The organism is Sphingomonas crocodyli (assembly GCF_004005865.1).
In the GTDB taxonomy this organism is placed as follows: domain Bacteria; phylum Pseudomonadota; class Alphaproteobacteria; order Sphingomonadales; family Sphingomonadaceae; genus Rhizorhabdus; species Rhizorhabdus crocodyli.
Map to the genome: position 1 here is coordinate 123835 of NZ_SACN01000003.1, position 24015 is coordinate 147849.

General features: G+C 58.9%; 22 protein-coding genes and 2 pseudogenes. 8 read left to right on the forward strand and 16 right to left on the reverse strand.

The window, feature by feature from the left end; all coding sequences use genetic code 11:
* Positions 1 to 469: 469 nt before the first annotated feature.
* Together EOD43_RS18145 and EOD43_RS18150 are read right to left on the reverse strand one after the other, a co-directional pair.
* Positions 470 to 763: a hypothetical protein gene (locus EOD43_RS18145; RefSeq protein ID WP_127745464.1), complete on the reverse strand. Its 294-nt coding sequence runs from the start codon at positions 761 to 763 to the stop codon at positions 470 to 472.
* A gap of 970 nt (positions 764 to 1733) precedes the next feature.
* The gene (locus EOD43_RS18150; RefSeq protein WP_127745465.1) at positions 1734 to 2711 is read right to left on the reverse strand and encodes a choice-of-anchor A family protein; all 978 of its coding nucleotides are present in this window, start codon (positions 2709 to 2711) and stop codon (positions 1734 to 1736) included.
* A gap of 31 nt (positions 2712 to 2742) precedes the next feature.
* On the opposite strand from EOD43_RS18150, the gene EOD43_RS24010 reads away from it, so the two are divergent.
* Complete coding sequence (locus EOD43_RS24010; protein ID WP_240653332.1) at positions 2743 to 3006, forward strand: hypothetical protein; 264 nt, start codon at positions 2743 to 2745, stop codon at positions 3004 to 3006.
* 114 nt (positions 3007 to 3120) lie between these two features.
* Here EOD43_RS24010 and EOD43_RS24255 read toward each other — a convergent pair.
* Positions 3121 to 3546: pseudogene (locus tag EOD43_RS24255) on the reverse strand (Hpt domain-containing protein); the annotation flags it as partial.
* Between the two features lie 155 nt (positions 3547 to 3701).
* Complete coding sequence (locus tag EOD43_RS18160) at positions 3702 to 4034, reverse strand: hypothetical protein (protein WP_127745467.1); 333 nt, start codon at positions 4032 to 4034, stop codon at positions 3702 to 3704.
* A 69-nt stretch (positions 4035 to 4103) separates the two neighbouring features.
* Here EOD43_RS18160 and EOD43_RS18165 point away from each other — a divergent pair, with 69 nt between their 5' ends.
* Complete coding sequence (locus EOD43_RS18165) at positions 4104 to 4352, forward strand: hypothetical protein (protein WP_127745468.1); 249 nt, start codon at positions 4104 to 4106, stop codon at positions 4350 to 4352.
* A gap of 1080 nt (positions 4353 to 5432) precedes the next feature.
* Here EOD43_RS18165 and EOD43_RS18170 read toward each other — a convergent pair.
* The gene (locus EOD43_RS18170) at positions 5433 to 5789 is read right to left on the reverse strand and encodes a hypothetical protein (RefSeq protein ID WP_127745469.1); all 357 of its coding nucleotides are present in this window, start codon (positions 5787 to 5789) and stop codon (positions 5433 to 5435) included.
* 166 nt (positions 5790 to 5955) lie between these two features.
* A complete protein-coding gene (locus tag EOD43_RS18175) occupies positions 5956 to 6213 on the reverse strand; it encodes a hypothetical protein (RefSeq protein WP_127745470.1) in 258 nt (85 codons plus the stop codon).
* Positions 6214 to 6307: 94 nt separating this feature from the next.
* On the opposite strand from EOD43_RS18175, the gene EOD43_RS18180 reads away from it, so the two are divergent.
* Both EOD43_RS18180 and EOD43_RS18185 read left to right on the forward strand, forming a co-directional pair.
* Positions 6308 to 6943: a hypothetical protein gene (locus EOD43_RS18180; protein WP_127745471.1), complete on the forward strand. Its 636-nt coding sequence runs from the start codon at positions 6308 to 6310 to the stop codon at positions 6941 to 6943.
* Positions 6944 to 7524: 581 nt separating this feature from the next.
* Positions 7525 to 7770 carry a hypothetical protein gene (locus EOD43_RS18185; RefSeq protein ID WP_127745472.1) on the forward strand — a complete coding sequence of 82 codons (246 nt, stop codon included), beginning with the start codon at positions 7525 to 7527 and terminating at the stop codon, positions 7768 to 7770.
* A gap of 32 nt (positions 7771 to 7802) precedes the next feature.
* Here the strand turns inward: EOD43_RS18185 and EOD43_RS18190 are convergent, their stop codons facing one another.
* The 3 genes from EOD43_RS18190 to EOD43_RS18205 all read right to left on the reverse strand — a co-directional run bounded on the left by EOD43_RS18190 (position 7803) and on the right by EOD43_RS18205 (position 10204).
* Positions 7803 to 8093, reverse strand: a complete 291-nt coding sequence (locus EOD43_RS18190) for a hypothetical protein (protein ID WP_127745473.1) — start codon at positions 8091 to 8093, stop codon at positions 7803 to 7805.
* Positions 8094 to 8532: 439 nt separating this feature from the next.
* Positions 8533 to 8736 (reverse strand): hypothetical protein, encoded by a 204-nt coding sequence (locus tag EOD43_RS18195; RefSeq protein ID WP_127745474.1) that lies wholly within the window; start codon positions 8734 to 8736, stop codon positions 8533 to 8535.
* Between the two features lie 1054 nt (positions 8737 to 9790).
* The gene (locus EOD43_RS18205; RefSeq protein ID WP_164857322.1) at positions 9791 to 10204 is read right to left on the reverse strand and encodes a response regulator; all 414 of its coding nucleotides are present in this window, start codon (positions 10202 to 10204) and stop codon (positions 9791 to 9793) included.
* A 339-nt stretch (positions 10205 to 10543) separates the two neighbouring features.
* On the opposite strand from EOD43_RS18205, the gene EOD43_RS18210 reads away from it, so the two are divergent.
* A complete protein-coding gene (locus EOD43_RS18210; RefSeq protein ID WP_127745477.1) occupies positions 10544 to 11914 on the forward strand; it encodes an amidohydrolase family protein in 1371 nt (456 codons plus the stop codon).
* A gap of 323 nt (positions 11915 to 12237) precedes the next feature.
* Positions 12238 to 12891 carry a Crp/Fnr family transcriptional regulator gene (locus EOD43_RS18215; protein WP_240653333.1) on the forward strand — a complete coding sequence of 218 codons (654 nt, stop codon included), beginning with the start codon at positions 12238 to 12240 and terminating at the stop codon, positions 12889 to 12891.
* A gap of 158 nt (positions 12892 to 13049) precedes the next feature.
* On the opposite strand, the gene EOD43_RS18220 is transcribed toward EOD43_RS18215, so the two are convergent.
* Positions 13050 to 14195 (reverse strand): acyltransferase family protein, encoded by a 1146-nt coding sequence (locus EOD43_RS18220; protein WP_127745478.1) that lies wholly within the window; start codon positions 14193 to 14195, stop codon positions 13050 to 13052.
* A 705-nt stretch (positions 14196 to 14900) separates the two neighbouring features.
* Here EOD43_RS18220 and EOD43_RS18225 point away from each other — a divergent pair.
* Positions 14901 to 15708: pseudogene (locus EOD43_RS18225) on the forward strand (IS5 family transposase).
* Between the two features lie 259 nt (positions 15709 to 15967).
* A complete protein-coding gene (locus EOD43_RS18230) occupies positions 15968 to 17080 on the forward strand; it encodes a Fic family protein (protein WP_127745479.1) in 1113 nt (370 codons plus the stop codon).
* Positions 17081 to 17107: 27 nt separating this feature from the next.
* On the opposite strand, the gene EOD43_RS18235 is transcribed toward EOD43_RS18230, so the two are convergent.
* The 6 genes from EOD43_RS18235 to EOD43_RS18260 form a co-directional block, all read right to left on the reverse strand.
* Positions 17108 to 17344 carry a hypothetical protein gene (locus EOD43_RS18235; protein WP_127745480.1) on the reverse strand — a complete coding sequence of 79 codons (237 nt, stop codon included), beginning with the start codon at positions 17342 to 17344 and terminating at the stop codon, positions 17108 to 17110.
* Between the two features lie 68 nt (positions 17345 to 17412).
* Positions 17413 to 18888, reverse strand: coding sequence for a TRAFs-binding domain-containing protein (locus EOD43_RS18240; protein ID WP_127745481.1), 1476 nt, complete (start codon positions 18886 to 18888; stop codon positions 17413 to 17415).
* A gap of 70 nt (positions 18889 to 18958) precedes the next feature.
* Entirely contained in the window at positions 18959 to 19432 is a 474-nt protein-coding gene (locus EOD43_RS18245) for a nucleotide synthetase (protein ID WP_240653335.1), read from the reverse strand.
* A 2-nt stretch (positions 19433 to 19434) separates the two neighbouring features.
* Entirely contained in the window at positions 19435 to 21246 is a 1812-nt protein-coding gene (locus tag EOD43_RS18250; protein ID WP_240653336.1) for a toll/interleukin-1 receptor domain-containing protein, read from the reverse strand.
* Positions 21243 to 22157 (reverse strand): hypothetical protein, encoded by a 915-nt coding sequence (locus tag EOD43_RS18255; protein WP_127745484.1) that lies wholly within the window; start codon positions 22155 to 22157, stop codon positions 21243 to 21245. Before EOD43_RS18255 ends, EOD43_RS18250 begins: the two co-directional genes overlap by 4 nt.
* Positions 22158 to 22160: 3 nt before the next feature.
* On the reverse strand, positions 22161 to 23597 hold the full coding sequence (locus EOD43_RS18260) for a lanthionine synthetase LanC family protein (RefSeq protein WP_164857323.1): 1437 nt from the start codon (positions 23595 to 23597) through the stop codon (positions 22161 to 22163).
* Positions 23598 to 24015: the final 418 nt, after the last annotated feature.

Sequence of the window (24015 nt, forward strand, 5' to 3'; positions counted from 1 at the left end):
TTTCAGGCTGGCAGGTTTGGCCATCACAGCCACAAGCAGTGAGAAACCTCAGTACCACTGGCAATGCGTCGTGGCTACAGCCGCTCAAGCTCGACGGCGAAGGCGCCGGCCGAGGTTGGGCGACCAATCTAACTTGGGCGGGCATTCCTTCGAAGCGAAATATCATGAGGCCGTGGCGCATTTTCGCCTGCGACCAACGCTGGCCGGAGCTAGGGATGCACAGCCTAGCCATGCGGGAGCGGCTAAGCGTGGTTTGGGAGTCTTGCTCCACCGCTCCCGGGTACGCACCGCGACTTGCAGATCTGCGACGAGCACATTTCCAAACCATGCGAGCATGGCCGAGATCCGACCTAGCCGATTGAGGCCCGACGTCGAGACAGCGCTCGACCGACGACAACATCGCTCGACGAACGGCATCTTCGGGCTCGAGCGGGCTGCTACAGTTTGAGCATCTGCAAGCCCGCGAATGCTAGAAGCTCGCAGGGGGCGGCAAATCCGCACGTCGCCATCGCGCCCTCCTGCACCTCTTGACGGGTAATTTGCTCGACGCCGGCGCTGGGCGACTTAGCGCATCGATCCCTTCGCGCGTGATGATGTAGAACTGAGCCCGCGTATCAGGATCGACACGCTGTTCGATCCAACCAAATCTCAGGCATTCGATATATCCCTTATTTGGACTTTGGCGAACCGGCGTCCGTTGCGGGTCATTCGAGCAGGCCGCTTCCAGATATTTGCGATGATAATAGCGGACCTCTTCGGTCATCCAGGTCCCCTCCCCAGTGCAATGCAATTTTGATGTCCGCTGGTCGCGACCTGAGAGGAGCGCTGCCATATCGGCTCACAATCCGGCTGCCTCCCGCCATCGGCACCAGATAAGCTCCAGGACCGCTTTCGCTTCATACCGCGTTGCGGCGTCTCCGCTGCCCGGTGCAAAATCACCAAGGGTGACGGCCTTTATCTCCCAGGCCCACCGAGGTGTATTTTGGGCGTGTTGGGTCACTGAACCCACCAAAATGGTGCCGCTAAACGCCGATTCAGCATTGCGATTTGAGACATCGCTCACCCAATATAATTCCGTCACGATATGTTGCCCGCTGGATCGAGCGTGTCTGCTTTGCGCCAACCGCGCCCGTTCAATCGCCGCGCGCGAGGAGGGATATGTGGTAAGGCGGCCTTCGAAGACGCAAGCTGATCCCAACGTTCCAGCAGCAAGGATCGCAGCTCTCGCATCAGCGCCATTGCCTTAATGGCTCAGTGCGAACCTTCTCGTGCCTGGCGTGAGGTTGCTCCATAGCCTTATGGAACAGCGGCAAATAATATCGTCAAGCCCTAAGACAAAGCTCTCGGGGCTTCATGGAATATGACAGCGTCTGCAGCCATATCCCAAACCAGTTTCACTGGCTGAAATGCCCGAAAGCGAGCAGGCCGATTACGATTTCTCGTTACAGGCGCATGATGCAAATGCTTGAGGTTTGGAATGGCCCCACCCGTTTTGCGCGATTGCTATTCGTCGGATTGGGTAGCTCAGATAACTATCCAAGATAGCAAAGCCGACCTGCGAAGGATGCAGCAGAGCGGCTTTGGGTGTTAGCCCCCCCACCTCGTCTGATCAAATCGCGGCGTTTCAATCGAGCGAGTGGGGGGCGTTGCCGCGATCCCATATGCCTAACCGTGCCTAGGTGGCATGACCTTTTGCACCTGCGGAAATGCAAGTGCGGCGCCACCACCTCGACTCAGGCTTTGGCAACACGAAGAGCAACGCGCCGTCGGCTTCGCATCGTCGTACCGACCGCTCCGAGGCCAGCGATGAGCATCATCCACGTCGCCATTTCCGGGATAGGTGCGATGTTTGAGCCGGCGAAGCTGTTGTTGCGGATTTCGGCAGACTGTCCGAGAATGTTGTCGACAATCACGCTGCCGTTGATGCCGCCATTACCATTCTTGGTCAGGTCGGCATTGACTGCGAGAATGGACCCGCCAAAATCCCCGAGCGTGATCGTCTCCGCCTCGAAAAAATTCCAAAGAATGTTCGAGCCATAGCTCGACATATTGTTCTGGAAGTTCCGCGTAAACGAAATCGACGTTCCGGAGACGTTGATGATCGTTGTGCCGCCCAGGCTGGTGAACTGAAGACGATCATTGACCGAAGACAGCAGGTTGCCGGAGATGTTGATGACATTGAACGTGAGCGGTGCCGAGATGCGCAAAACCTGGCCATCGTAGGTCGCGGCGTTTTGCTGGGTATCGTCGAGGCCGGAAAGATGGCTGCTATAAGCGGTCAGCGCCGAGCGCAATGTATCACGCTGCTGCGCGATCGCGGTCGCCCCGCCGGTGACGACGGTTCCACCTCCGTTGCTGTTGAAAGTCCCGTTAATGCTGCCGCCAACCCGGACATTGGGTCCGTTCACGCTCGGGCTGTTTACAAAGCTTGCATTGCCTCCGACGGTTAAGGCCGGGGTTCCGTTCGGATTGGCCGGGTTCTTCATGTCGAGCACCGCGCCAGTCGCAGTCAGGTCGCCCCCGACGAAAATACGACCATCGATATGATTGTTGGTCGTCAGGTTGCCGAAGGTAACCACGTTATAGTCGCGCAAAGCTGCCAGCGCCGTGTTCTGATCAGCCTGAGTCGCCGCTAGGGATGACGTTGAAAAGGATGCGCTGATCGCAAGCATCGGCATCACATATTTGCGGGCAAGCAGGTGCAAATTCATTTCATCCCCCCGGGCGCTACTTGAGGCGTCTATGCAGACGAATGCTGGCCAGCGCGATCTGCTTTCTCGGCGGCTGTGTCATAAAATGGCACATTTACCAGTTCTCATTTGGAATGACGGTGTGGTCGCCGTTCGCGCGATGCCGCTCACGCTGGCGGCCGCGCGCTCAAAGATCCGCAGAGTTTGGCGAATGACGACCTTCGGATTGGCTGCCAGCCTGCCCAGATTCAGGAGCGCCGGCGGAGCGACGACGATCGTACCGATTTTGGCCCGTGTCGATCACGTCCGAACATGAGTGAGGTGTCGCGCTATGCGTGGCAGGACAGGACGCCGACGCGGCAGATCCGATCGCGGATCGACTTCCCTCTAACAGCAATGTCAGGCTGCGGTCGAGGACGGCGCGCAATTGCGAGACCAGACCGCGAAGACGCAGTTGCGTTGTCCTGTCCTGCGGCTCCATTGAGGCCAATTGTTCGATCCGGTGCGCGATAAAACCCAGTCGTTCGGCTCCCAGCTGAAATGAGTCGCCCTTCAAGATGTGAGCTGCCTGAGCCGCATCGCAAGTCTTGCGAGCGACAATAGCTGCTTCGATCGTGGCGATCCATCGCACCGCATCTTGGCTGTAGAGCACGCAAAGTCGCTCGAAGTCGGCCGGTAAATATGCTCGCAGGCGATCGCGCCTCTCGCGGTCGATATGGCGCCGGGACGCACCAGCGTGGCCACAGCAGACTTGGGAAGCGGATCGGGGTTGCCCGACGGGATGGCTGCCCTCAATGATCAGATCGCTCGTCATGAGAGTGCCGTTCGCCTGACGGAGGGTAGGAGTCCTCAGCATGCCAGCCTTTTAGCACTAGCTGGTGAAGGCATTTCATCATCGGCGCGTAAAAGCGCAGCATCTTCGCGACTTAGCGTAAGACATTCGTCGAATTAGCGCGCCTCGAAACTGAAACATGGATAATCGGCTTTCCTACAATGTTCCATATAGGATAGTTAGGTTTCGAAGGAGTCGCTGATATGTTTACGCTTGATGTCAGTTTTATCACCGCCCTCGCTGCCCTTATCACCAGCATATCCGGTCTGATATGGTCGCTCAGGCGTCGGACGTGACGATGCGAGGAGGCCGGTGGCAATGTCCGCCTCACTGCCAGATTGAGATTGCATCGGTTCCCCCGGCGCATTCGAACGGACCGGCCTGCCGGTTGCATTGACGTGGCTGACCGAAATCTCGTGGATATGCTCCCGAAGCAGACCGTCGCCCAGCGCGAAGGCATGGCGCCATTTTCGCGTGGGATGTTTCAGCTGAATTGCTACCGCCGTTCGCATTCCCTATATTTGATGATGGAGAGAAGATGTCTGAATGGCTGGGAGTGACTGCAGAAATAGGAGCAGCCTTTGAGCCTGGACGACCGCAAGAGCGCCGCCGAATTAAATGCCTTTCAGGAAGGCTATGCGGCATTTGCCGATGGCGCTGGATCAGTTGAGCTGTTCAACCCGTATATCGATGAAGATCAGGAGCAGCTTTATCATGCCTGGGAGGCTGGCGCTGCCTATCATGACCGCGAGATGATCCACTTCGACACGCACGGGTGTGTTGTATGGATCAATGATCATACCGGGCGACCCTATCAGAGGGTTGACTGAACAAAGTGGCAGTCTGTCTGCGGCATTGATCAGGTGCGCACAGGTTTCGCTGACCCGAAGCGGCGACGATCGTCAGCTTCGCGGGTAACAAGCCCGGCGTGATAACCTTCCTCGTAAGCACCCAGCATCTCGTCGCGATACGTTCGGGGGTTGGCCGGATAGCCACGACGTGCGTCAAGAAACCCGGCTTGCCGGGCTTGAACGTTTGAGAGCCGATTTGAGGGCATTAGATGTCCATGAGCAGGTTGTGGTCTCAGGGTGACGTCGCGGTGACCACCAAGCCGTAACTTTTTTGGATAAATCCACAGTTGCACGAGACGCACATTGCGCGCTCGGGCATCGAATGCGGTCTGCCATCCTATCCAACCACGATCTGGCGAGATCGCAAGCAGATGGGTGCAGAACGCGGTTCGGCACCCCACGCTGACCCCGTGTTTCGGACTTCGCTGCAAAATCTCGTCGATTACCATCATCGACCATGTGACAATGCTGCTGCCGTCGGAGCCGATACACGGCCAAAATCGGGGATGGCCTAAATGCAATTGATGCAACTCTCAGCTGGTCATCGCTATAAGAGCGACGATCATCTCGTGAGATCAATGATTTGAGGATTGGTGACTCGTCTTGTGCTCTACAGAAATGTTAAGCATCGCATAGTATTGTTCGTCGCGACACTGGCCACGTGGACTTCAATCGTGTAAATTATTCCACTAGATGGCTTGGGTGCGCGCGAATCGCGAATCGCCAGTCTACGCTAATATCGAGGCCCCCCCGGCTGATGCCCAACCCCTTTGCATCAGCCCAAAAGATCCGGCGGAAGATGGCTCCATCTTCCGCCGGGTCAACCTGCGGATTGTGTCGGCCACCTGTGGTCGAAACGGCAATTGTTGATGATCCACAGGATTGTCCACAGCTGTCTTGTACGCCTGCGACAGCATCAGCCTTAGTGGCCGAGGCCTCGCGTGGCGTGTGCGACTTCGCCGTGAGGAGAGACCTATCGCTCGCCGGGAATGTGTCGAACCTGGTCTGGCTGACTGAGGGCGTCCGGCGTCCGGCCCGCTGCAAGTAGATGCGGACCGATCAGACCGCGACGAACAGCCGGTAGCCGCTATGCGACATCTCATTTAAGTCTGCATCATTTCCGATATGGAGCATCTCGATCTCGATGCGGCGGACCGCCAGGCCGCGGAGTTCGCGGCGCCATCGCGAGGCGACTTCGCGCCACGTCGTGCGGATCCGGTCGCGCACGACACGCTCCTCAACGTTCCAGCCGTTGAGTAAAACGACAAGCGATACGTCGAGGCTACGCGGGATGGCGACATTGCCATCAAGGCGGCGCACCCACAGTTCCTCAATGCACTCTTTCGCCATCGCCCAGGATACCAGAGCGTCCGTGATCGCGCGCGGAAGCGCGGCATGCGCTCCGGCATAGCTCATCTTCAGTCCGCTCGACCACATCGGCTGTTTTCACCCCCTGTTCGTCAACCAGGCGAGGGTCGCGCAAGACGATGCCGCCCCACGCCGCCGCTTTCCCTGATCGCGATACCCGCCCCCCTATAGGCTTGGCGCGAGTCATGCTTGTCAACGATTGTTAACTTTATAACTATTTCATGCTGGGACAGATGCCAGCTGCCACGGATTCCGGGTGGATCACGAAAATGAACTGGCCGCGCATCAGCTTGTTCGCGCGTTGTTGCCCGCCCGGCACATAAATGGATGGCGCTGGTCGCCCGACAAATGGTGAGGGCAACGGTGAGGCCGCTCGCGCATAGCCGTCGCACAAAGCGATCTCAGCGCGATCTGGACGCTTATCAAGCGTTTCTTTCGCCCATGCGACATCGTAGAGAGCATTCGCGCGCATGATCTGGTCGGTGGGGGCCTTTCAGACATGTGGCAGCCGGGAGCCAGGGGGAATTATCATGGGGCTAGTCGCTGTCGCCCGAAAGGCGTGGCGTTTGACACGCTTTCTTTTCAGGCAACGCGTAAGGGGTTTCAACGTCCCGGACCGTCCGCATTTCGATAAAGCGGCTCTGGCGCCATTCGTCGAGCGACTGCGCTCGGCTGCGCTGTATCTGGAGTTCGGCTCGGGGGGATCGACCGTGCTTGCCGCTTCGATGGGGATCGAAACCATCACGGTGGAAAGCGACCGATGGTACGGACGCGCCGTTCAGCAAAAGATTGGACCCGACGCCCCGAATACGATGATCTTCGTTAATCTGGGTCTCACGCGCGACTGGAGTTATCCGGTATTCAAGAAGCTTACACCCGCGCGGCGCGCGAGATGGGCGCAGTATACCGAGGCACCCATGCGCCACATCGCAACACTGGGTGGCCGCTTTCCTGACCTCGTGCTGGTCGACGGTCTGTTTCGGATAGCCTGTGCGCTCGCCTGTGCTCGCGAAGCACGGCGTCTCAACCGGCCCGTTACCATCTGTGTTGACGACTATAACGACAAGAGCTGGTATCGCGGACTGGAAAACCATCTGGGAAGCCCCGAGCTGATCGGTCGAATGGCTGTCTTCACCGTCGATCTTGATAGGCCATCGCCGACCGCCCAGGCTATCGAGCGGGCCAAGCGCGACTTCCGATAGGTTGTTCCTGATCACATGCGCGGCAACGTGACCTCTGGTCGGCCTCCTCGTCGGTCAGGACCGGAAGGCTATGAGGCTGCTGTTCTGATCCGTCCGCATCCGAGACCATCCTCACGACGCGGTAAGTAGGTCGTATCTCGCGCCGTGCAGCCGGCAATCGTGTCAGGCCGTTGCTCAAGCCTGGCGCCATTGCTGACCTCTCCGGCGTGAAGGCCATGATTTTTAAGGCGCCGGCGGCTCTTGAGATAGGGCTGTTAACAGCAAATATCTAACCTGAGTCCCTTCGCGACGGCAGCTATCTGCGGCTATGGCCCCCCATACCCACGCGAAGGGTCTCACCGCCTGACCATTCGTTCTGCACGTGCGCTAAGTTATAGACGCTGATCATCAGCCATGATGTTCTCGTCCTCAGGACATCGAGAAGGTTGCCGAGCCAAATTATGGCCGGTTGGCGGGAGGTGATTCTTTAATATGACATTCAAGCCCGAAAAATTGGGCGGTTTTGTCGGCAGACCGTTTCGACATTACGAACCCGCTCTATCAACTGCCTGCTTGTACAGCGGGCCGCGGGAGCTCCCGTAATGACGAAGCTATATTGGGTGGCCGACGTCGGTATGCGGGAGGCCGAACTCGCATTCAGCGGCACAATCTGCATCGGTTCGATCGTCAAGCTGACGACAATCAATAATCAATGGGCATGGGAAATCGAAGCGGTAAGGATCGGAGATTTCATACGCTCATCCGGCGAGGCACCCTCACGCGCGCAGGCCAAGGACGACCTCCAATATTCGTGGAGCCAATGGCTGGCGGCTGCCGGGCTCAGTTAAGTCGCTTCACATCACGAGGTTCTTGGCTGATCCTAGACGGCCACAAAGAGCCGCGTACCAAATTGCGCCATCTGTCGAAGTTGATCTCCATCGGTGATGTGCAGCATTTCGATCTCGACATCACAGGCCGACATTTTGGAGAGTTCGCGGTCCCATCGCTCTGCAACTTTGGTCCACGTCGCCCGGGCCCGCGCTCGCGCCTCGCGTGTGTTTTTGTCCCAGCCGTTGAGCAGTACGACGAGCGATATATTGACCAGGTTGGGATCGTGTACGCATTGTGTCGTGCTACGCACCCAAAGTTCTTCCAGATTCTCTTTGGTCATCGCCCACGATATGAGGGGATCGATAAGGTTTCGGGGAAGAGGTGGTCCAGACACTCGGCTCGCCATTTTCGACCCGGTCGTTACCACAGACAGTCTCCGCATAGTCCATTGCCGAAGCGAAACGATGCGTGAGCGATAATCGTTCCGAGACACTATCGGATAAGTTTGCCAACGAACGATTGGCAGAACTCTGCAAAAAATGGTTAGGGATTGCTCAGCGGGTCTTCAACGTACCCCGGCGTTCACGAGCGCAACGTGCTGAGGCGCCGATGCGCGAAATGTGAGAGCACGAAAGCCGCTTGCCCAAGGTAGCGTCTCACACCGGCCGACGCGCCATCAGCCTCAGAACGCGAGCCCAAAAGTCGTTGGCAGCCATGGTCGTGGCGCTGAGAATATTCTTTGGAGATAGGACGAAGGGTCTAATCTTAGCGGTATGACGTCATTCGAGAAGTTCGACATATTTCTCGATGGCATCCCGGCCAATGCGCCCACGCTCTCGCTCGAAATAGAAAAGGATCTCGGCTTCGTGTTGTTCAGTGGCGGGCAGATCGCGAAAGGCTTCGATGGCTTGCCGCAGAGTGAGTTCGGCGCTGTCGCTGCTCACCGTGCGTAGCGTGGCAGGAATGTCCCACGGTATCGTCATGCGCGAATATCCTCTCCCGAGTGACCGTGTTCGGCCTGGTAGTGCTAACGCGCGAAATCAGCGAGCGTCTCCCGGTCAAGGATAAGGATGTTGTTGCGACTGTCGAGCCATCGGTTGCTCGCGGCGGTCGATTGTGGTTCTGATCTTCCAGCAGATTGTTTTGGGGCCGCGACATTCAGCGGAGCCCTGCTGGGCACTCTTCAACTTTTGGAAAACGTTTAAGGTGGCCGCTCCGACGTAGCGATCGCCGCCTCACAGCGCGCAGGCCTAGCGACGGCGGCCAGACAAAGCCGTTCGGATTGCGACGGCCGCCTGCTCGCTCCAATCTTCAAGCAAAGTGGCTGAGCGTCGGTTCGCGCCGTGACGCTGATCCACTTTTGTCGGCTCAGCGCCTGCCGGATCTTGCTGTGTTGGCATCGTTTCCCCAATCGATTGCTACAGCATCGTCCTAGCCTTCGGCGCCTCAACATCTCCGCAATCGAATTGGTGAGCGGGTCGTTAATGCACCTGGTTCGTCATGGGTCTTGCTCGCGCAAAGCATCTCGGCACGCAGATCGCGGCGGCAGATATGGCTGACATAATAAGCAGTCGCTCGAACGTCTCATCCGACCCACCGTTGGCACCTGCTAACGGCCTCTCGGCATCTGCGAGGCATTAACGCCTTTGCAATGCGCCCTGAAATAAGGGTTGCGAATGCGTATTCTATGCTCTTTTGGTCTGCATCGCTTCACCGTCCGGTTTGCGACGTTCAATCCGCGTCGCGTTATCCGACGGTGCAAGCGGTGCGGCCTGGTCCAAGTTCGCCACGTCAAGAATAAGAGTAACTGCAGCGGGCAAGACCTTCCTTGTGACAAAGGGAGTTTCGACCCCCGTTGAGCGCCGCCGCTGCTTGTCCAGCGTGATATTGCCGCTCTCGCGTCGCGGAATGGCGACAGCCATGCTCAGGAAAGGCACCGGACGTGGAGACGCCTTGCTGTATACAGGCGACAGAGGCGGTTCTGTCTCCTGGCAATCTCGAAGAAGCGAAAAGGTCTGCTCGGCTTCGGTGGTTGGCTTAAATCGCCGCGGCGCTCGCAGAGCCCCCGCGGTCGATCAGGGCCTTGATGTCGTCCCCGAGAGACAGTGCGTTGAACGGCTTTGAGATGACACCGGTGACGTTATCGCCGTTCAATTTTGCGCTGTCACGGTCGTGTATGACTGCCGTTACAAAAATAACGGGAATGCCAGAGCAACAATGCAGGTCTGACAGCTGACTGGCGACTTCTGGCCCACTGATAGCCGGAAGATTGACGTTTATGAGCGCAAGGTCAAAGACGTCAGTGGTCCCGTGTAACGCTTCCAGCGCCTCAAGGCCGTTCGTAAAGGTCGTAACGTCAAATTCCGGGTGTCGGCCGAGCGCCATTTCGACAACAAAGCGAATATCATCCTCATCCTCAATGAGCAGGGTCTTTATCGCCTCGTTCATCATCAATGCCTGATCAATTTTCCGCCTGCGGCCATAACATCCGTGCAAATCTTTGTGTCCGCAGTGCTCATATAGCCAATTCATCGTCGAGCGGCTCGATAATCGGCGGATATGCGGTGCTTCCGGACCGTCAGCGCGAGAGCAGGGTGAAAATTTTCAAGCTATTCTTTTCTGTCTTTGGGCGAGATGACAAGATCTTGGTGACGCGATGGAAGGACGCCAAGCTTAAATGCATCTTTTCATCGGAAGGGCTGAGCGGACTTAAGCGGCGGGTCGACGCGCGAGCCTTCAAATGTAAACGTACCCCATTGATTTGGGCACCGATCGCTCAGATCAATTGGCATGCTCCGGACATCTCAAAACCTTCTCGTAATCATCCTGGCATTGGCCAGCCTGCCGGCCGGTAGCGAGGGGATCCGCGCTGAGCCACTCACGCTCTATGCGAATGCGACGCTGATAGATGGCACCGGATCCCCTCCCCGTCCCCATCAGGATATTCTTGTTCGAGGCGAGAGGATCATCGCCATAGCATCGCGAGGGCAAATCGCAGATGTGCACGTTCGAAACGCCCGTCGCATCGATCTTTCCGGCCAGTTCATCATGCCCGGGCTGATCGATAGCCACGTCCATCTGGCGACCCCACCAGATCCGGCAAAAGCGATGGCCAGGCTCAGCCGTGCTGTTTACGGCGGCGTGACGGCGGTCAGGGACATGGCGGACGACTTGCGCTCGGTTGCCGAATTGGCGCGCGCGGCGCGTGCGGGCGAGATTGCTTCACCCGATATCGTCTTCGCAGCAGTGATGGCGGGTCCATCCTTCTTTGCAGATGCAAGGGCCGCTGCGGTCAGCGCTGGCTACATTCCCGGCACTGCGCCCTGGATGCAGGCCGTCGATAACAGGACCGACTTGCGCGAGGCTGTCGCTATCGCACGAGGAACCGGGGCAAGCGCGATTAAAATCTATGCAGATCTGGATGGACCTCAGGTCAACGCGATCGCCTCCGAAGCGCGTCGCCAACATATGCACGTCTGGGCACATGGAGCGGTGTTCCCCGCAAGCCCCGCTGAGATTGTTGCCGCTCGCCCAGAGGTGGTGAGCCACATCTGCTATCTCGCTTACGAACTCGAGCCGGTCATGCCGGCCGCCTACGAACGTCGCATTGCCGTCAGTCCGGCATTGCCCAAAGGCGATGACGACCCGGTGATTGGTCGCCTCTACGAAGCCATGCGGCGGCAGGGCACGATTATCGACGCGACCGGCAGCCTGTTCGTGCGCGCCGAGGCGCAACGTCGAACACTACCGCAGCGTCGCCCGCTTCGCTGCAATGCCAGCCAGACGATCCGGCTGACGCGCCAGGCTGTTCGCGCCGGCGTGCCGATTTCTACAGGCACCGACTATGAGACCGATCTCTCATCTTTATGGCCCGAAGTCCATGACGAGCTTTTCTATCTGACCAGAGACGTCGGCATGAAGCCCCTCGAGGTGATCCGCGCAGCCACTCTGGTGGGCGCACAGGCGGCCGGGCAAATCGATGAAATGGGAACGGTTGCGTCTGGTAAGCTCGCCAATTTCATTGTGCTGTCGCAAGACCCCTCGATCGATATTGGCAACATTCGAGCGATAATCATGACGGTGAAGCGGGGCCGGCCCTATCGTCGCGCGGATTATCGCCCCGCGTCCCGAGCAAAGATTGCAGATCAGATCGCCGAATGAGCAAAACGTCCTTTGTGATCGAGCATGCTCGTCATCACTTGCGCGACGACTGGGCCGAGAAGATTTTCGGCTCGTTTGAAGGAGGCCCGGCCTTCCCGAAAATCGGGAAGGCCGGGCAGGTGAGACCGCCGGTCGCCCCGGGGTCTTTGGGTCGCATTGCACCGATGCCAGCCCCGTTCATGTGCGTCCGTGATGACGGTCACGGATTCTTGCCATGCTGCAGGAAAGTCTCGACTGGGCTATCGCAATCCGACCGGAGTGGCGATAGTTGATTTCCCACAAGGTAGCCTCGCTGATATAGTGGCGGACGGGGGAGCGGCATCGTGCTCAAAGAGGAATGGCGCAGCGCTGTTTCAGCCGTCTTCGGCTGCAATGATGCTATTGCGTCAAATCTTGTCAGGGATATGAGCCACACCGCATTTTCACACAATGTGGTGATCGCGCATCAAGGCGACCCGTCGGAACATTGCTGGCTCATTCTGGACGGCAGCGTGCGGATCCAATTGATCAGTTGCGACGGCCAGCGCGCGCAGCTGGCCTATCATGGTCCAGGGGAGGTCTTTGGTGCTTATCCCGACGTCACCACGCATCGCGCTGACATCATCACGAGTGGTGACACCGAGGTCTTGCGGATAGCGACCTCGACCATCGCGGCAGTTGCGGCCGATCATGCGTCGGTCGCCTATGGACTGAGCCGGCTTTTCGCCCGTCAACTCGATATGGCGCTCGATCGAATGGCCGCACGTGCAACCTTGACCGCGGCCGGACGCGTCTACTCCGAACTGATGCGCCTCGTTGACGCCGATAATATCATCAGTCTGGTCCCAACGGTCACAGCGCTGGCAATGGGCGCAAACACGTCGCGCGAGACTGCCTCGCGCGCGATTACAGCGCTCGAGCGCCGCGGGATTGTAAAGCGCGACGGCCAGATGATGACGGTCCAGGCGCCCCGAATGCTCAAGGAATTGATCTTCTGATCGGCGCCCCCCGTCTCAATCGCGGGCCAAGATCCTTCAAAGATATAGAGAGGGCTTTGCGGCTTGTGATGCCAGTCCTGATCGACCTCGGATGATCCTGATCAGATTCGAAACTCGGAGTCATGATTTGGCAATCGCTACCAGGATCGGCTTGGTTGCTAGGGTGCCGCGATTTGCTCAGCGCTCGTAGATCGGCCGGCGTTCCGATTGAAAAAACGGCCTATCAGGCGTTTCCCGAGTGCGTTTCCGCGCTCCTCGATTTGCGTAAATCCAATCCAGGCAAGGGCATAGCTCAGCACCGCGACGGCCGGAAACACCACGGCGAACCGCTCAAGCGGGCTCAAGCCTTGCCCGAACGCATCAATCGCCCATGCAGCGAAGCGATGAAGTAATAGCAGATGGATGAGGTAGACGCCGTATGAGACGTCGCCCAGCCAGCGCAGCGGGGCCGACCCAAGTCCATTCGAAACGTATCTGATCACCACGACGCGCTGCCAGTGCACCAGGCCGAAGAACCCGACTACCAGAAGCTCCCGTACGATCCGGTGCTTAAGGTCTCCCTCACCCACGGGCAGGACAGCCAGCACCGCCACCAGGGCGAACTCGGCAACCAACATCTTACCGCTTGCTTTCTGAGCGGCGGCAATCAGCATCCCGCATAGAAACAGGTGCATTTTAAGCGGCAGGAAAGACGGCATTGGATAATGCACGCCTGCGCTCTTCAGTGCCAAAACGACTGCAATGGATCCGAGCGCGAGAATGATGCCAGTCGCTATCCATCCGATCCGTCGCTGCAGCAAAATTATTAAAGGGAAGACGGCGTAGAACTGCATCTCAAGCCCGAGACTCCAGTCCGGCAACGGCGTACGATAAGCGTACTCAGGGAGCAGCCCAAACACGAACGTGATGTGCGCCACGATATTCGTGATGCTTGCATCGAGGTACCGCGCTGGAGCCTGAGGTACCGCACCGAGAAAATTATCGATGAGCGTCCTATCGGCGAAAATCGCAGGTCCGAAATACAATGCGGGGATCAGCAGGACGTAGAAGAGCGGCGCTAAACGGAAAAGTCGCCGCAGCCAGAAAGACGCCCAGGTGGCTGGCTTACCCCAATCTTCCTTCGTCTCGCGAAGGTGAAATTGGAACACCATCAGGAACCCTGACAGCAGGATGAAAAGATCGACGCCAAGATCTGGTTGGGCGAGGATCGGCAAGCGAAGCCCGGTGAGGATCATTGTGTGACCCACCAACACCCACAGGGCGGCCAAGCCCCGAAGGCCATCCAAACAAGCCACCCGTGTCATTCGCAGACCCCGCTATCGAAGGGAGGCTGCCAATCTGCGTTCGCAAGCCAACCAAAATGCTGTGCCGCAGCATAGATTGCCGATTGGGCAGTATCAAACGATATCGGGGGTTAGGAACGCTTACTATCGATCCGGCATGTGACGCGGAATTGAAGAGGGTGTCACAACCAGCGTCCGCCGCAAACGATCGTTGCCGCTGCAAATCGCGGTGACCTTCACGATTCAAGCCCGCTCTAGTGGTTCCGCGCAGGTATTGCCCTCGACTTAATGGCGGATTGGAACCACACTGACAACTCTTCACCAGTGGCGACAGCTTGGACACATTGATGACGTCTCGTCGGGGGAAAGTGGCTCGTCGCAAAGGGAGCATTCCCGATGGGTTTGCCGAAGTCGCGCGGCTTTGATATTCTGATCGGCCCAAGAAAAATAGCATTAACAACTGCGCCAGTTGCCTTGATAAGAGGCTGTAGCGACACACCTACAATGCGATCGAAGATAGACATGCCTCACCTTTTTTATATCTGAAGGCGGCGTGCCATCTTCCTAACTAGAATTCAAATGCAAGATAGCCACTTTATCCCAAATTGGAGCAATATCACTGAGCAAGAGGCAATTTCGCATCTTACCCCGGTATTAGCTTAGAGGCTGTTTGGACAATCAGCTGATGGGGTTGCGCAACTGGCGTGTGGCTGATTCAGGCTTTGCATGTGGACGCAGCGAAGCCGGGGGCGAATGGCCCGGATTGCCAGAGAGACGAAGCGCTATCCGAGCGATCTGACCGACGAGGAGTGGGATCGCTTGGCGCAGTCGATGCCCAAGCCCGGTCATCGAGGGCGTCCACGTGAAGTCGACTTTCGCGAGGTGATCAACGCCGTGCGCTATTTTGTCCGTTCTGGCTGTGGTTGGCGCATGTTGCCGGTCCATTTCGGTGCTTGGCAGACGGTCTATGGCTGGTTTCGGGAACTGGCGCGCCGGTTCCTGTTTCAGACGATCTACGACATCGAACTGATGCTCGCGAGCGCCAAGGGCGAGAGGCCAGTCCGGGCGCGGCGGTGATCGACAGCCAGTCGGCTAAGGCGCCCTCGGCGCAAGAGCGTGGATTCGACGCTGGAGAAGATTGTCGGGCGCAAGCGACACATCGCCGCCGATACCGCTGGAAGGTTGCTGATGGTCAACCTGACCACTGCAGATATTTCGGACAGCGCCGGCGCCCAGACCATCCTCGATTGCGTCCGCAGGCGCTGGCCCTGGGTAAGCATCTCTTTGGCGATGGCGCCTACTAGCCTCAAGCTCATAGGCAAGGCCAGCTATCTGGACTTCGTGGTGAAGGTCGTCCGAGGCAGCGATCAGTAGCAGGGCTTCAAGGTGCTGCCGACGCGCTGGGTCGTGGAGCGGACCTTTGACTATATCGCGCCGATTGGTCCGGGACTATGAGAAGCGGATCGACGTTTCGCAGGCCATTATACTCGTTGCAATGGGCGGCAATCTTCTGCGCCGAAATGCTTATCCCTGATTTCACAACCGGACCCTCAGTGCCGCGAATTATGTCAGCATCAGCGCCGCCGTGCGCGACACGGCCCACGCGACCTGCAAGACCATATTGAGGCGCGCATTCCCACCGCCACTGGCCCGCCCAAATCCACACGTTATTATTTGACGCTCGGCAAGGGCGGCTGATCGCAGGCAGGATTGTGGCGCTATGAGGCATGCATATTGGATTTATACCTCAAAATATGCCAATATCTGAGTTATAAGAATGGCACTTTTAGCTCATGGTATGGAATTGGCAGCATCCCGATTGGCCCGCCCTCCGCTGGGATAGTTCCGCATTGGCAATGCTCGAAGCGCAATTCCTGCTTCGCGCTGGCGTCCAGATCGGCTCGGTCAGGCATTTTGATGCCGATGTGCATCGCTCCATCACCATTGAGGTGCTGACGGGCGAGGCGCTCAAGACGTCCGAAATCGAAGGCGAAATCCTGAACCGCGACAGCGTTCAGTCTTCGATCCTCCGACAGTTTGGGCTGACCACCGGCAATCGGCGTGTCCAGCCCACCGAGCGCGGCATCGCCAATATGATGGTCGATCTTTATCGGCACTATGACTCGCCGCTCACCCATGACAGCCTGCACGGCTGGCATCGCATGATCGCGAGCGGACGCACGGACATCAAGGACATTGGCACCTACCGGAGCCATGACGATCCCATGCAAGTGGCATCGGGACCGATACATAAACCCAAGGTCCATTTCGAGGCTCCGCCATCCGCCGAAATGACCGTGCAGATGGCTGGTTTCTTGCAATGGTTCGCGAGCAGCGCGCCGGATGGAGATAAGCCATTGCCGCCGCTTACGCGCGCAGGTCTGGCGCATCTCTACTTCGTCAGCATCCACCCTTACGAGGACGGCAACGGGCGGATTTCGCGAGCGCTTGCGGTCAAGGCGCTTGCCCAGGCCATAGGCCAACCCGCCTTGTTGGCCTTGTCCCATGTCATTCAACGGAAGCGCCCAGCCTATTATGATGCGCTCGAGGCAAACAATAAGGGCGTCGAGATCACCGGCTGGCTGACATATTTCGCGCAAATCGTGCTCGACGCGCTCGACACCACGCAAGTCCTGATCGACTTCCTGATTGCGAAAGCGAAATTCTATGACCGCGCGCGCGGTGCGATCAACGAACGGCAGGAGCGCGTGATCGAACGGATGTGTCGCGAAGGCCCGGACGGCTTCACGGGTGGGCTCAGCGCCGCGAACTATATCAGCATTAGTGGTGCTGCCCGCGCCACGGCTACGCGCGACCTACAAGATCTTGTTAAGAAGCGCCTTCTCACCGTCGCCGGCGCTCTCAAATCTACGCGTTATCATCTTGCTCTCGATGCGGGCTATTAGCTTTCGGCGGGATGAGAGAAGCGCGCGTCAACCCAAGCGATCAATCGCAGGCAGGATTGGGGCGTGTCCAAAGTGGATACGATAGTCCCGCGTTGTTTCCCAAGGACGCAAATCTTCCTCGTTCATCTGCGCATCGGCGCCAATCTGAATATCTTCGCGCGGCCTTAGGTCGACGATCCCGGCGATCATCTCTTGCAGCGGCCCATCTTTGGCGCAGGGGTGTCTAAGGGCATGGTGAGCCCGCGCGATCACGCGCTGCACCATGCTCCATATCGGGTTCCATCCTCAGATTTGGAACAGATGTCCGAAGTGGCGCGATCAAGGCGCACCCATCAGCGCATCGTCAAAATGTGAAGCGCGATATCCCCATGCGCCGTTGCGATTTCGCCAAAGTTCTCATTGCCGAACTCCGATGTCTGCAGCGTCAGGACCAGGGCCATGGCACGCGACAAGAGTACACGGCCTGACGGTGCGGCTCGCGCGATAAGCCTGATCCTGTCGTGATGATCCTGATAGGCAGACGACGGATCAAAGACGACATAGTCGATTGCGATCGCAACATTGTGATCGGCTGCAACATCCCAAGCGGCTCGCACAGCATTTACCGGATCCAGGAAACGCACGACGATCGGCTGCTCGCGCTGGTCAACGATGACACCGCCCGCCCCTACGAGCGCATCCGCCGCCGCCTGAGAGGTCACCGCCAGAAAGGCGCTGTTCGCCAGCGCCGGGATCGTATCGCGATTGGTCGTTGACCGACTGATATCAAGACGGTGGATAGGCAGGCCCTGCGCCTCCCAGGCGGCGTCGAGTTGGCGCGCCGCGTTCCGGTCTGACGTCACAGTGCCTACTCTTAACGCGCAGGTGCGCGTCTCCAGAATACGCGCATGGCGGATCGCAAGACCCATCGCCATTTGATCGGCCAGAAAGATGCCGGCCTCGGACACGTCATCGATGTCTGGCCCGACTTCCACGGTCGCAGCCTCATCGAGCAGGCGATCAAAACGTGCGATCCATGGCGAACCAAAAACGCCAACAGAATCGCGACGGAACACATCGATCGGCGCCGGCAGCACGATGTGCAACTCCCCGCCAGCGCGCACAAGTGTCTCTGCTGTGATGATATCGGCCCCTGCCGCCAACGCACCGAACCCGAAACCCGGAGCCAGCTCCGCCAGGCTCGCCTCGATCTCCCTTTCCACACCGTCGCGATCGGACGGCAGGTGGATGATGCCACTGAAATGCAGGCTCGGTGGCGGGCGCAAAGCGTCGAGCCAGTCCGATGGTGCCTTCAGCCAGTCAAGGATCAGTCGAAATTGCCGGAGGGTCGAGGCATGATCCTCCCAGGCGGACGGCGCGGCGCGAATGGCTTGAGCCAGAGCTTCGCGCGCATCGTCAACCCGCCCCTGCAAAAGATAAGCCTCGGCGCGCGTAGCCTTAAGCCAGTAATCCGTTTCAGGTTCGTGCGCACCGCTTTCGAGCATTTCCAATATCTGCCCGGCGGTTTGCTCAGCCTCGGCCCGATGTCCTGCGAATAAGGCAATCGTCGCGGCATTGATCAGCGGATATGTGGCCGGTCGCAATGCCGCCGCCGACAAATAGGCAGAGCGCGCTTCTCCAAAGAGGGTCGCGCGCTCCTCCCCGAGCGCCTTGAGCGCCCTGTCCTTGGTCAGCCGGCCTTTGACGCTCAGAACGTCGGCGTTGTCGACGACCTGCGCGATTCCGCTTGATTCGAACAGGCGCCACGCCTGCTCGGTGTCACCCGTTCGAGCGAGATGCTGAACGGTCCTCAGGGTCGAAGGGATCATGATACGCTACCAGCCATTCTCAACGCATAACCGTCGGACTTTGGTTTCTCGGCCGCCGACAGCGGCGCCATCACACCGGCCAGGGTGGCGGATTCTTGATATCAGGATCGATCGATATCGGAATCCACTCAAGCTTGCTGCCCGGCTGGTGAAGATCCACATTGATGTTGAACGGGTGGCTGGTGCCGAGCTTTCCGCCGCGATTGAAAAGCGCGTGGAAGCGCACAATGCGGTAGCGGTCCTTCTTGCGATCATAATCGTCATAGACGAGGCCGCCATAATAAGCGGCATAATCGCCTTTCATCGTGATCGCATCATACTCCTTCGAAAAAAAGAGCTGGTCACCCTTGAGCTCAACGACGACCTCACAATCGGCCTCGATTGCGATGAATGCTGGGTCTTTTCCCCCCGCCTGGCGCATATCGAGATGAACCCGGCCTTCCGTGACGCTCAGCGAGACTTCAAAGTGCACCTTTTTCTCGCAGTGTCCCTTGACCGGCGGTGTGGGTGCAATCGGTATGTGCACCAACTGGCAACGTGACATGCTCAATTCTCCTTGGCGGTTTGCGGGAAGGTCTTTTCGATCCGACTGCGCCAGCGATGCCAGTCCACATTATCGGGATCTGCCGCGGTCAGCTGGCTGATGGCGGCGCGCGCTTCGCGTGCGCTGCGCAAGGATGCGCTCATCTCACCCAAATCCCGCAAGCTGGTGGCGATCGCATATCGGGACAGGATCCAGTCCTGCCGATAGCTGGCATTCTTGGGATCGGCTGCGACGAGTTTATCCAGTATCGCCGCTTGCCTGCGTCGCTGGTCCAGGGCCTGATCGTCTCGACCGCCCGCTTTAAGGGCGTCTGCCAGCCAGGCATAGCGGTTGGCGAGGTCGAGCTGGACCCCCAGATCGCGAGGCGATGCTGCAGCTACGTCCCGCATTGTCTCAAGCGCAGCCCGACACGAGCGCAAGGTTGCCGTTGCATCCGCGCTTCGCACGAGGTTCAGCGAGCATAGATTGCCCTCAGCATAACCGACCTCGCGCTGATAAGCGACGTTGTTTGGATCAATCGTCGTCAGTTGAAGGGCCAGCTGCAGATATTGCTCAAAGTGCGGTTGCGCGGCAGCCAGCTGGTGCCGAAGAAAGTCGGTATAGCCCAGCCAGAACTCTGACTGTGCATGCGCGTAGATGCGCGGTGGGTCATTGGGTATTGCGGCCAACAACGTCCCTGTGACGCGCTGCGCTTCTCTGAACTTGGCGATCGCACCCGCTAGATCCCCGCGGCGGTGATCATCCTCACCCATCGCATGAAGCACCCGGGCACGCCGTTCGAGCGACTCACTGGGTAAAAGTGTCAGGTCGCCCTGCTCGCCATAATAAGCGAGCGCGCGCTCGTTCACTGATCCCAATATATCGAGGCGGCCCACACCCTGGAGCCTGGACCGTAGGTCGGTCAGCATGAACTCGATCAGTCCCTCGGCCTGCTGCCGCTGACGATCTGCCTCATTACGGGCATTGATCGCAAAGATCAGCATGGTGAGCAGCAAAACCGCCAAAGCTAGTGATGCGATGGTAATGGCAGCAACGCGATGAAGCTGACGTTGCGCATCGCGCTGGACCAGCTCGTCAAGCGCCAGGCCCGCAATGCCGGCGACGATCTTGAGGCGGGCGAGCCTTGCGCCATCGCCCCGACGGCGAAAATCAGCGGCTATCGGTTCGCGCACGACACCATTTGGCCCCGGCTGGGTCAGTGCTGGGGGAAAGGCATCTGCGGGTTCGCCATCGATCAGCGCGGCAAGGATCGGGCGGTCAGGATGAAGCGAGCGGAAGAGCGCGATCTCCTGATTGACCCAGCGTGATGCGCGCGCCGCCGGCGAGCATAAGACAACCAGACACGCCGAAGCGGACAGCGCTGACGTTACCTCCTCGTGAAGGTCTCCCGAAGCTGGAAACTCGGTGCGATCGCGAAAGATCGGGGACAGTTTTCGGCCTATCTCCCCACGCGCGGTCGATCGACCAACGACAGTGCGCGGCAGCCTGTAGCTCTCCAGCCAGCGATGAAGACGAGCGGCGGCATGTTCGTCGACATGGCTATAGCTGATGAACGCGCGGTAGCGTTCATCGCGTCCGGACGACGCTGTCCCGTGCGATGCGGACAGCCCGATCTGTTCATGGCCCATACCGCCGACTCCCTTGCGGGTGGGCGATGCCGCCGCCTCACGATAAAGCGTCCCAGCCCCGGGCATCATCTGAGGGTTTCGCGCGTTACGACGCAAGTGCAAAAGCGGTGTTATCGCCGCTTGCCGAGTTTTGGCGGACAATAGAAACGCTCTTAGACCAACGGCGTCATGAACAAAGCGGATCATCCGTCGATCTGGATCCCGACCTGATCAAGCAGACCATCCAGATATTGCCCGGCCTGGACCAGACGGCTGCCCCCTTCCTCGAAGAAAAGCGTTGCATCATCGATTGCATGCTGGAGCTCGCCCGCGCGCAGGCTTGAAATTGCCCGGCACCAATTTTTTGTCTGAGATAAGCCCTCAGCCTTGATGAAAGATGGCAGCAGCCCGCCTGCAGAGCCTATATCGATTGCTGGCAATGCGAGATTGAGGAGCAATTCATCGATCGCCCAGCTTGATTGAGATTCCGACAAATTGGTCGGATTGCCGAGGTTCTGAGCTGTCGGCAGGGGCCAGCGAGAGCGGTCGCCTCCAATGTAATGAAGCAGTCCGACAATATCGAACAAAACGGTGCGATCCGTTGGAGTGCTGGCCCGCACTCGCAATATATTGCGTGCAAGGTGGACGCGCTGGAACTCCATATCATGACCATGAATGGCCTCCAGCTCGCAGGCGGTCACGATCGCACTCTCCAGCGCGCTGATCGCTTCGGCCCGATTGCGTCGCCGATAATGAACGTAGGCCTGTGCTGCGAGCTGGAAAGACAAGGCGGCTAGACGCGCATGGCGTGACAAGGCAGCCTCGTCACACAGTGCTTCGGCATGCGCCAGAAACAGTGTCGCAGCGTCGTTATCTCCGGCGCGGCACGATGCAAGCCCATGCTGTCGGGCTTGTTCCGCCTTGACGATCGTCGCGATCTGCTCCGACGATACCCTCTGTCCGAGGCGTTGCATGAATTGAGCCGTGAAGCGCTTCGTCGCGTCTTCCAGGCCTTTTCCGGTCACGCCCGTTCTAAAAGCAAGTCGCGCGGCTGAAAGTCGATCGACCGGGTGGCCGACCGCCAGTTCCTGGCCGCCCATGACAACAACGAAAGACATGGTTCAGCCCTCCTGTCCGGCTGGCGCCTCACGGCGCAAAGGGGCTGTGGGCAGGACGATGTCGACATCGATCGACAAGGGCATACCAAGCCGCGTGCCGGTGCCCGCATGCAGGCGGCCGAGGCAATGTGCGATGCTTCCCGAGCGGATCATTATCTCCGCAGTGGCATGATCAGTGCGCTCGATGACCCAGCTGGTCATGTGATCCTGCGTGCGTCGCAGTCCTGCCAGGGTTGCGCCAATTTCATGTGCGCGGCTGGTCCACACATCATCGTGCAGCACTCGTGCCGCCTCAAGGTAAATCTCTGCGAGCCCAGCCAGACCAAGGCATTGGCTCAGATCGGCCTGCCGAACCTGCTCCGGGCGAATGTCCAGCAGCATTGATCGGACGCCGCAAGCCCAACGAGCGTCGCCAGTCAGTTCGTGCAACGCCAACAACGCCGTCACGATGGACCATTCTCCATGACACCATAATGGCCAGGACTCCCGACCTGCGGTCGCGTGCGACCGCAGCTTTGGGTCGCACTGCGCAAGCAACCAGTCTCCGGCGAGCACCGCGGCCGCAGCCGACGTCTCGCTGGCACGAAGTCGTGCATGAACCGCCAGGAAATAGGCAATACCTGCGGTTTCATCAGCAAAACCGGAGTCGCGCCTCTCCGTCGCGATCACGTTTTCGGGCGAGCTCCAGCTTCCATCTCGACGTTGGCAAGCGACCAGGAAATCCGCGCAACGATCGGCAAAACCGACCGGGCCAGACATGGCGGACAGATGCGCAGCCTGGAGCGCAGCAACACCTTGTCCTGCCGCGCCTTGGATCAGGTCCGGACAGCCAAGCTCGCCGCTAAAAGTTTGGTAGAGATAGGGACGGACCCAATGCCCGTCGTCGATCAGGCCGCCGCGAATAGCTTCAAGCAGCGCCAAAGCAACGCCGGCCTCTCCGAAATACAGCCCCCGTACCTGATCGCCGGCAGTGGCGTGCGCCAGAAGCCAGTTGGCAGCCTGGTTGGCAAATGCGATCGCGCGATCATCTTTGATGCCGAGCCGCGCCAGCCGCGCGAGCGAATAGAGAATGCCGCCAACGCCGTGGCTGGCGCTGCGGTGCGGGCCGCAAACCTTCGGGACGGCGGGGCTGGCTTCGCTGCGGGGCGTCTGGAACTCCGACGACAGCGGCATGCCCGTCTCGCGGTCGCGCAGGCCGCCGCTCGTCAGCCAGAGAACGGCCTGATGCAATATTACCGGCATGAAGGTGAGGGGTTCGGTTCCATCAGGCCGCGGCTTCGTCTCGGCGTACACGCGCTTGATGGTGAGGTTCTCGTTGCGCGAATGGGACGCGACCGGGCCGGCTGCTATTCCGGTCTCGCGCATTACCGATCGGATGATTTTCGGATCGCGTCTGGCCTTCCGGCTAAGCTCGGCTCCGCCCTCGGTTGTGCTAGCCATTTCTCGAACCTTCATGTGGAGTGATCAAGCTGCCGTCTCGGGAGCCCCGTCGAGCCTGGCGGACGTTTCCCCGAACAATCGATCCGGGTTCCACGCCCCGGCGGCGACCGGAATGGCCCGCGTGACCGAGTCGTGCGCGTGACGGACGTCACGGCGGCAAGAAAACCGTGAAGCCGAGATCATTCGCTCAGAAAAACGCCGCTTATGATCTATGGGAGGCCCGCGCGGCGGGCCTGATCCTCACTGGTCAGGCAAAATTGGCCGGCCGGGTCGGGCGGATCACTGCGACACCGTATCGCCGCCGGCTCAAGGATTTGCGTTGTCTCGGGCGACGATCAATTTGTCGATGACCTCAGCCAGCACGTAGGCTCGTGCGATGCCGGCAATGCTCCAGCCGTCGGCGGTGTTTCCGCCCGGA

Coding starts and splice junctions, on each gene's coding strand:
- EOD43_RS18230 (WP_127745479.1), top strand. CDS start 15,968: ATGGTATGGAATTGGCAGCATCCCGATTGGCCCGCCCTCCGCTGGGAT.
- EOD43_RS18170 (WP_127745469.1), bottom strand. CDS start 5,789: ATGAGCTATGCCGGAGCGCATGCCGCGCTTCCGCGCGCGATCACGGAC.
- EOD43_RS18240 (WP_127745481.1), bottom strand. CDS start 18,888: ATGATCCCTTCGACCCTGAGGACCGTTCAGCATCTCGCTCGAACGGGT.
- EOD43_RS18190 (WP_127745473.1), bottom strand. CDS start 8,093: ATGACCAAAGAGAATCTGGAAGAACTTTGGGTGCGTAGCACGACACAA.
- EOD43_RS18205 (WP_164857322.1), bottom strand. CDS start 10,204: ATGATGAACGAGGCGATAAAGACCCTGCTCATTGAGGATGAGGATGAT.
- EOD43_RS18210 (WP_127745477.1), top strand. CDS start 10,544: ATGCTCCGGACATCTCAAAACCTTCTCGTAATCATCCTGGCATTGGCC.
- EOD43_RS18260 (WP_164857323.1), bottom strand. CDS start 23,597: ATGGCTAGCACAACCGAGGGCGGAGCCGAGCTTAGCCGGAAGGCCAGA.
- EOD43_RS18250 (WP_240653336.1), bottom strand. CDS start 21,246: ATGATCCGCTTTGTTCATGACGCCGTTGGTCTAAGAGCGTTTCTATTG.
- EOD43_RS18195 (WP_127745474.1), bottom strand. CDS start 8,736: ATGACGATACCGTGGGACATTCCTGCCACGCTACGCACGGTGAGCAGC.
- EOD43_RS18235 (WP_127745480.1), bottom strand. CDS start 17,344: ATGGTGCAGCGCGTGATCGCGCGGGCTCACCATGCCCTTAGACACCCC.
- EOD43_RS18160 (WP_127745467.1), bottom strand. CDS start 4,034: ATGCGAACGGCGGTAGCAATTCAGCTGAAACATCCCACGCGAAAATGG.
- EOD43_RS18175 (WP_127745470.1), bottom strand. CDS start 6,213: ATGCGCGCGAATGCTCTCTACGATGTCGCATGGGCGAAAGAAACGCTT.
- EOD43_RS18150 (WP_127745465.1), bottom strand. CDS start 2,711: ATGAATTTGCACCTGCTTGCCCGCAAATATGTGATGCCGATGCTTGCG.
- EOD43_RS18145 (WP_127745464.1), bottom strand. CDS start 763: ATGACCGAAGAGGTCCGCTATTATCATCGCAAATATCTGGAAGCGGCC.
- EOD43_RS18220 (WP_127745478.1), bottom strand. CDS start 14,195: ATGACACGGGTGGCTTGTTTGGATGGCCTTCGGGGCTTGGCCGCCCTG.
- EOD43_RS18245 (WP_240653335.1), bottom strand. CDS start 19,432: ATGTCACGTTGCCAGTTGGTGCACATACCGATTGCACCCACACCGCCG.
- EOD43_RS18255 (WP_127745484.1), bottom strand. CDS start 22,157: ATGTCTTTCGTTGTTGTCATGGGCGGCCAGGAACTGGCGGTCGGCCAC.
- EOD43_RS18185 (WP_127745472.1), top strand. CDS start 7,525: ATGACGAAGCTATATTGGGTGGCCGACGTCGGTATGCGGGAGGCCGAA.
- EOD43_RS24010 (WP_240653332.1), top strand. CDS start 2,743: ATGCAGACGAATGCTGGCCAGCGCGATCTGCTTTCTCGGCGGCTGTGT.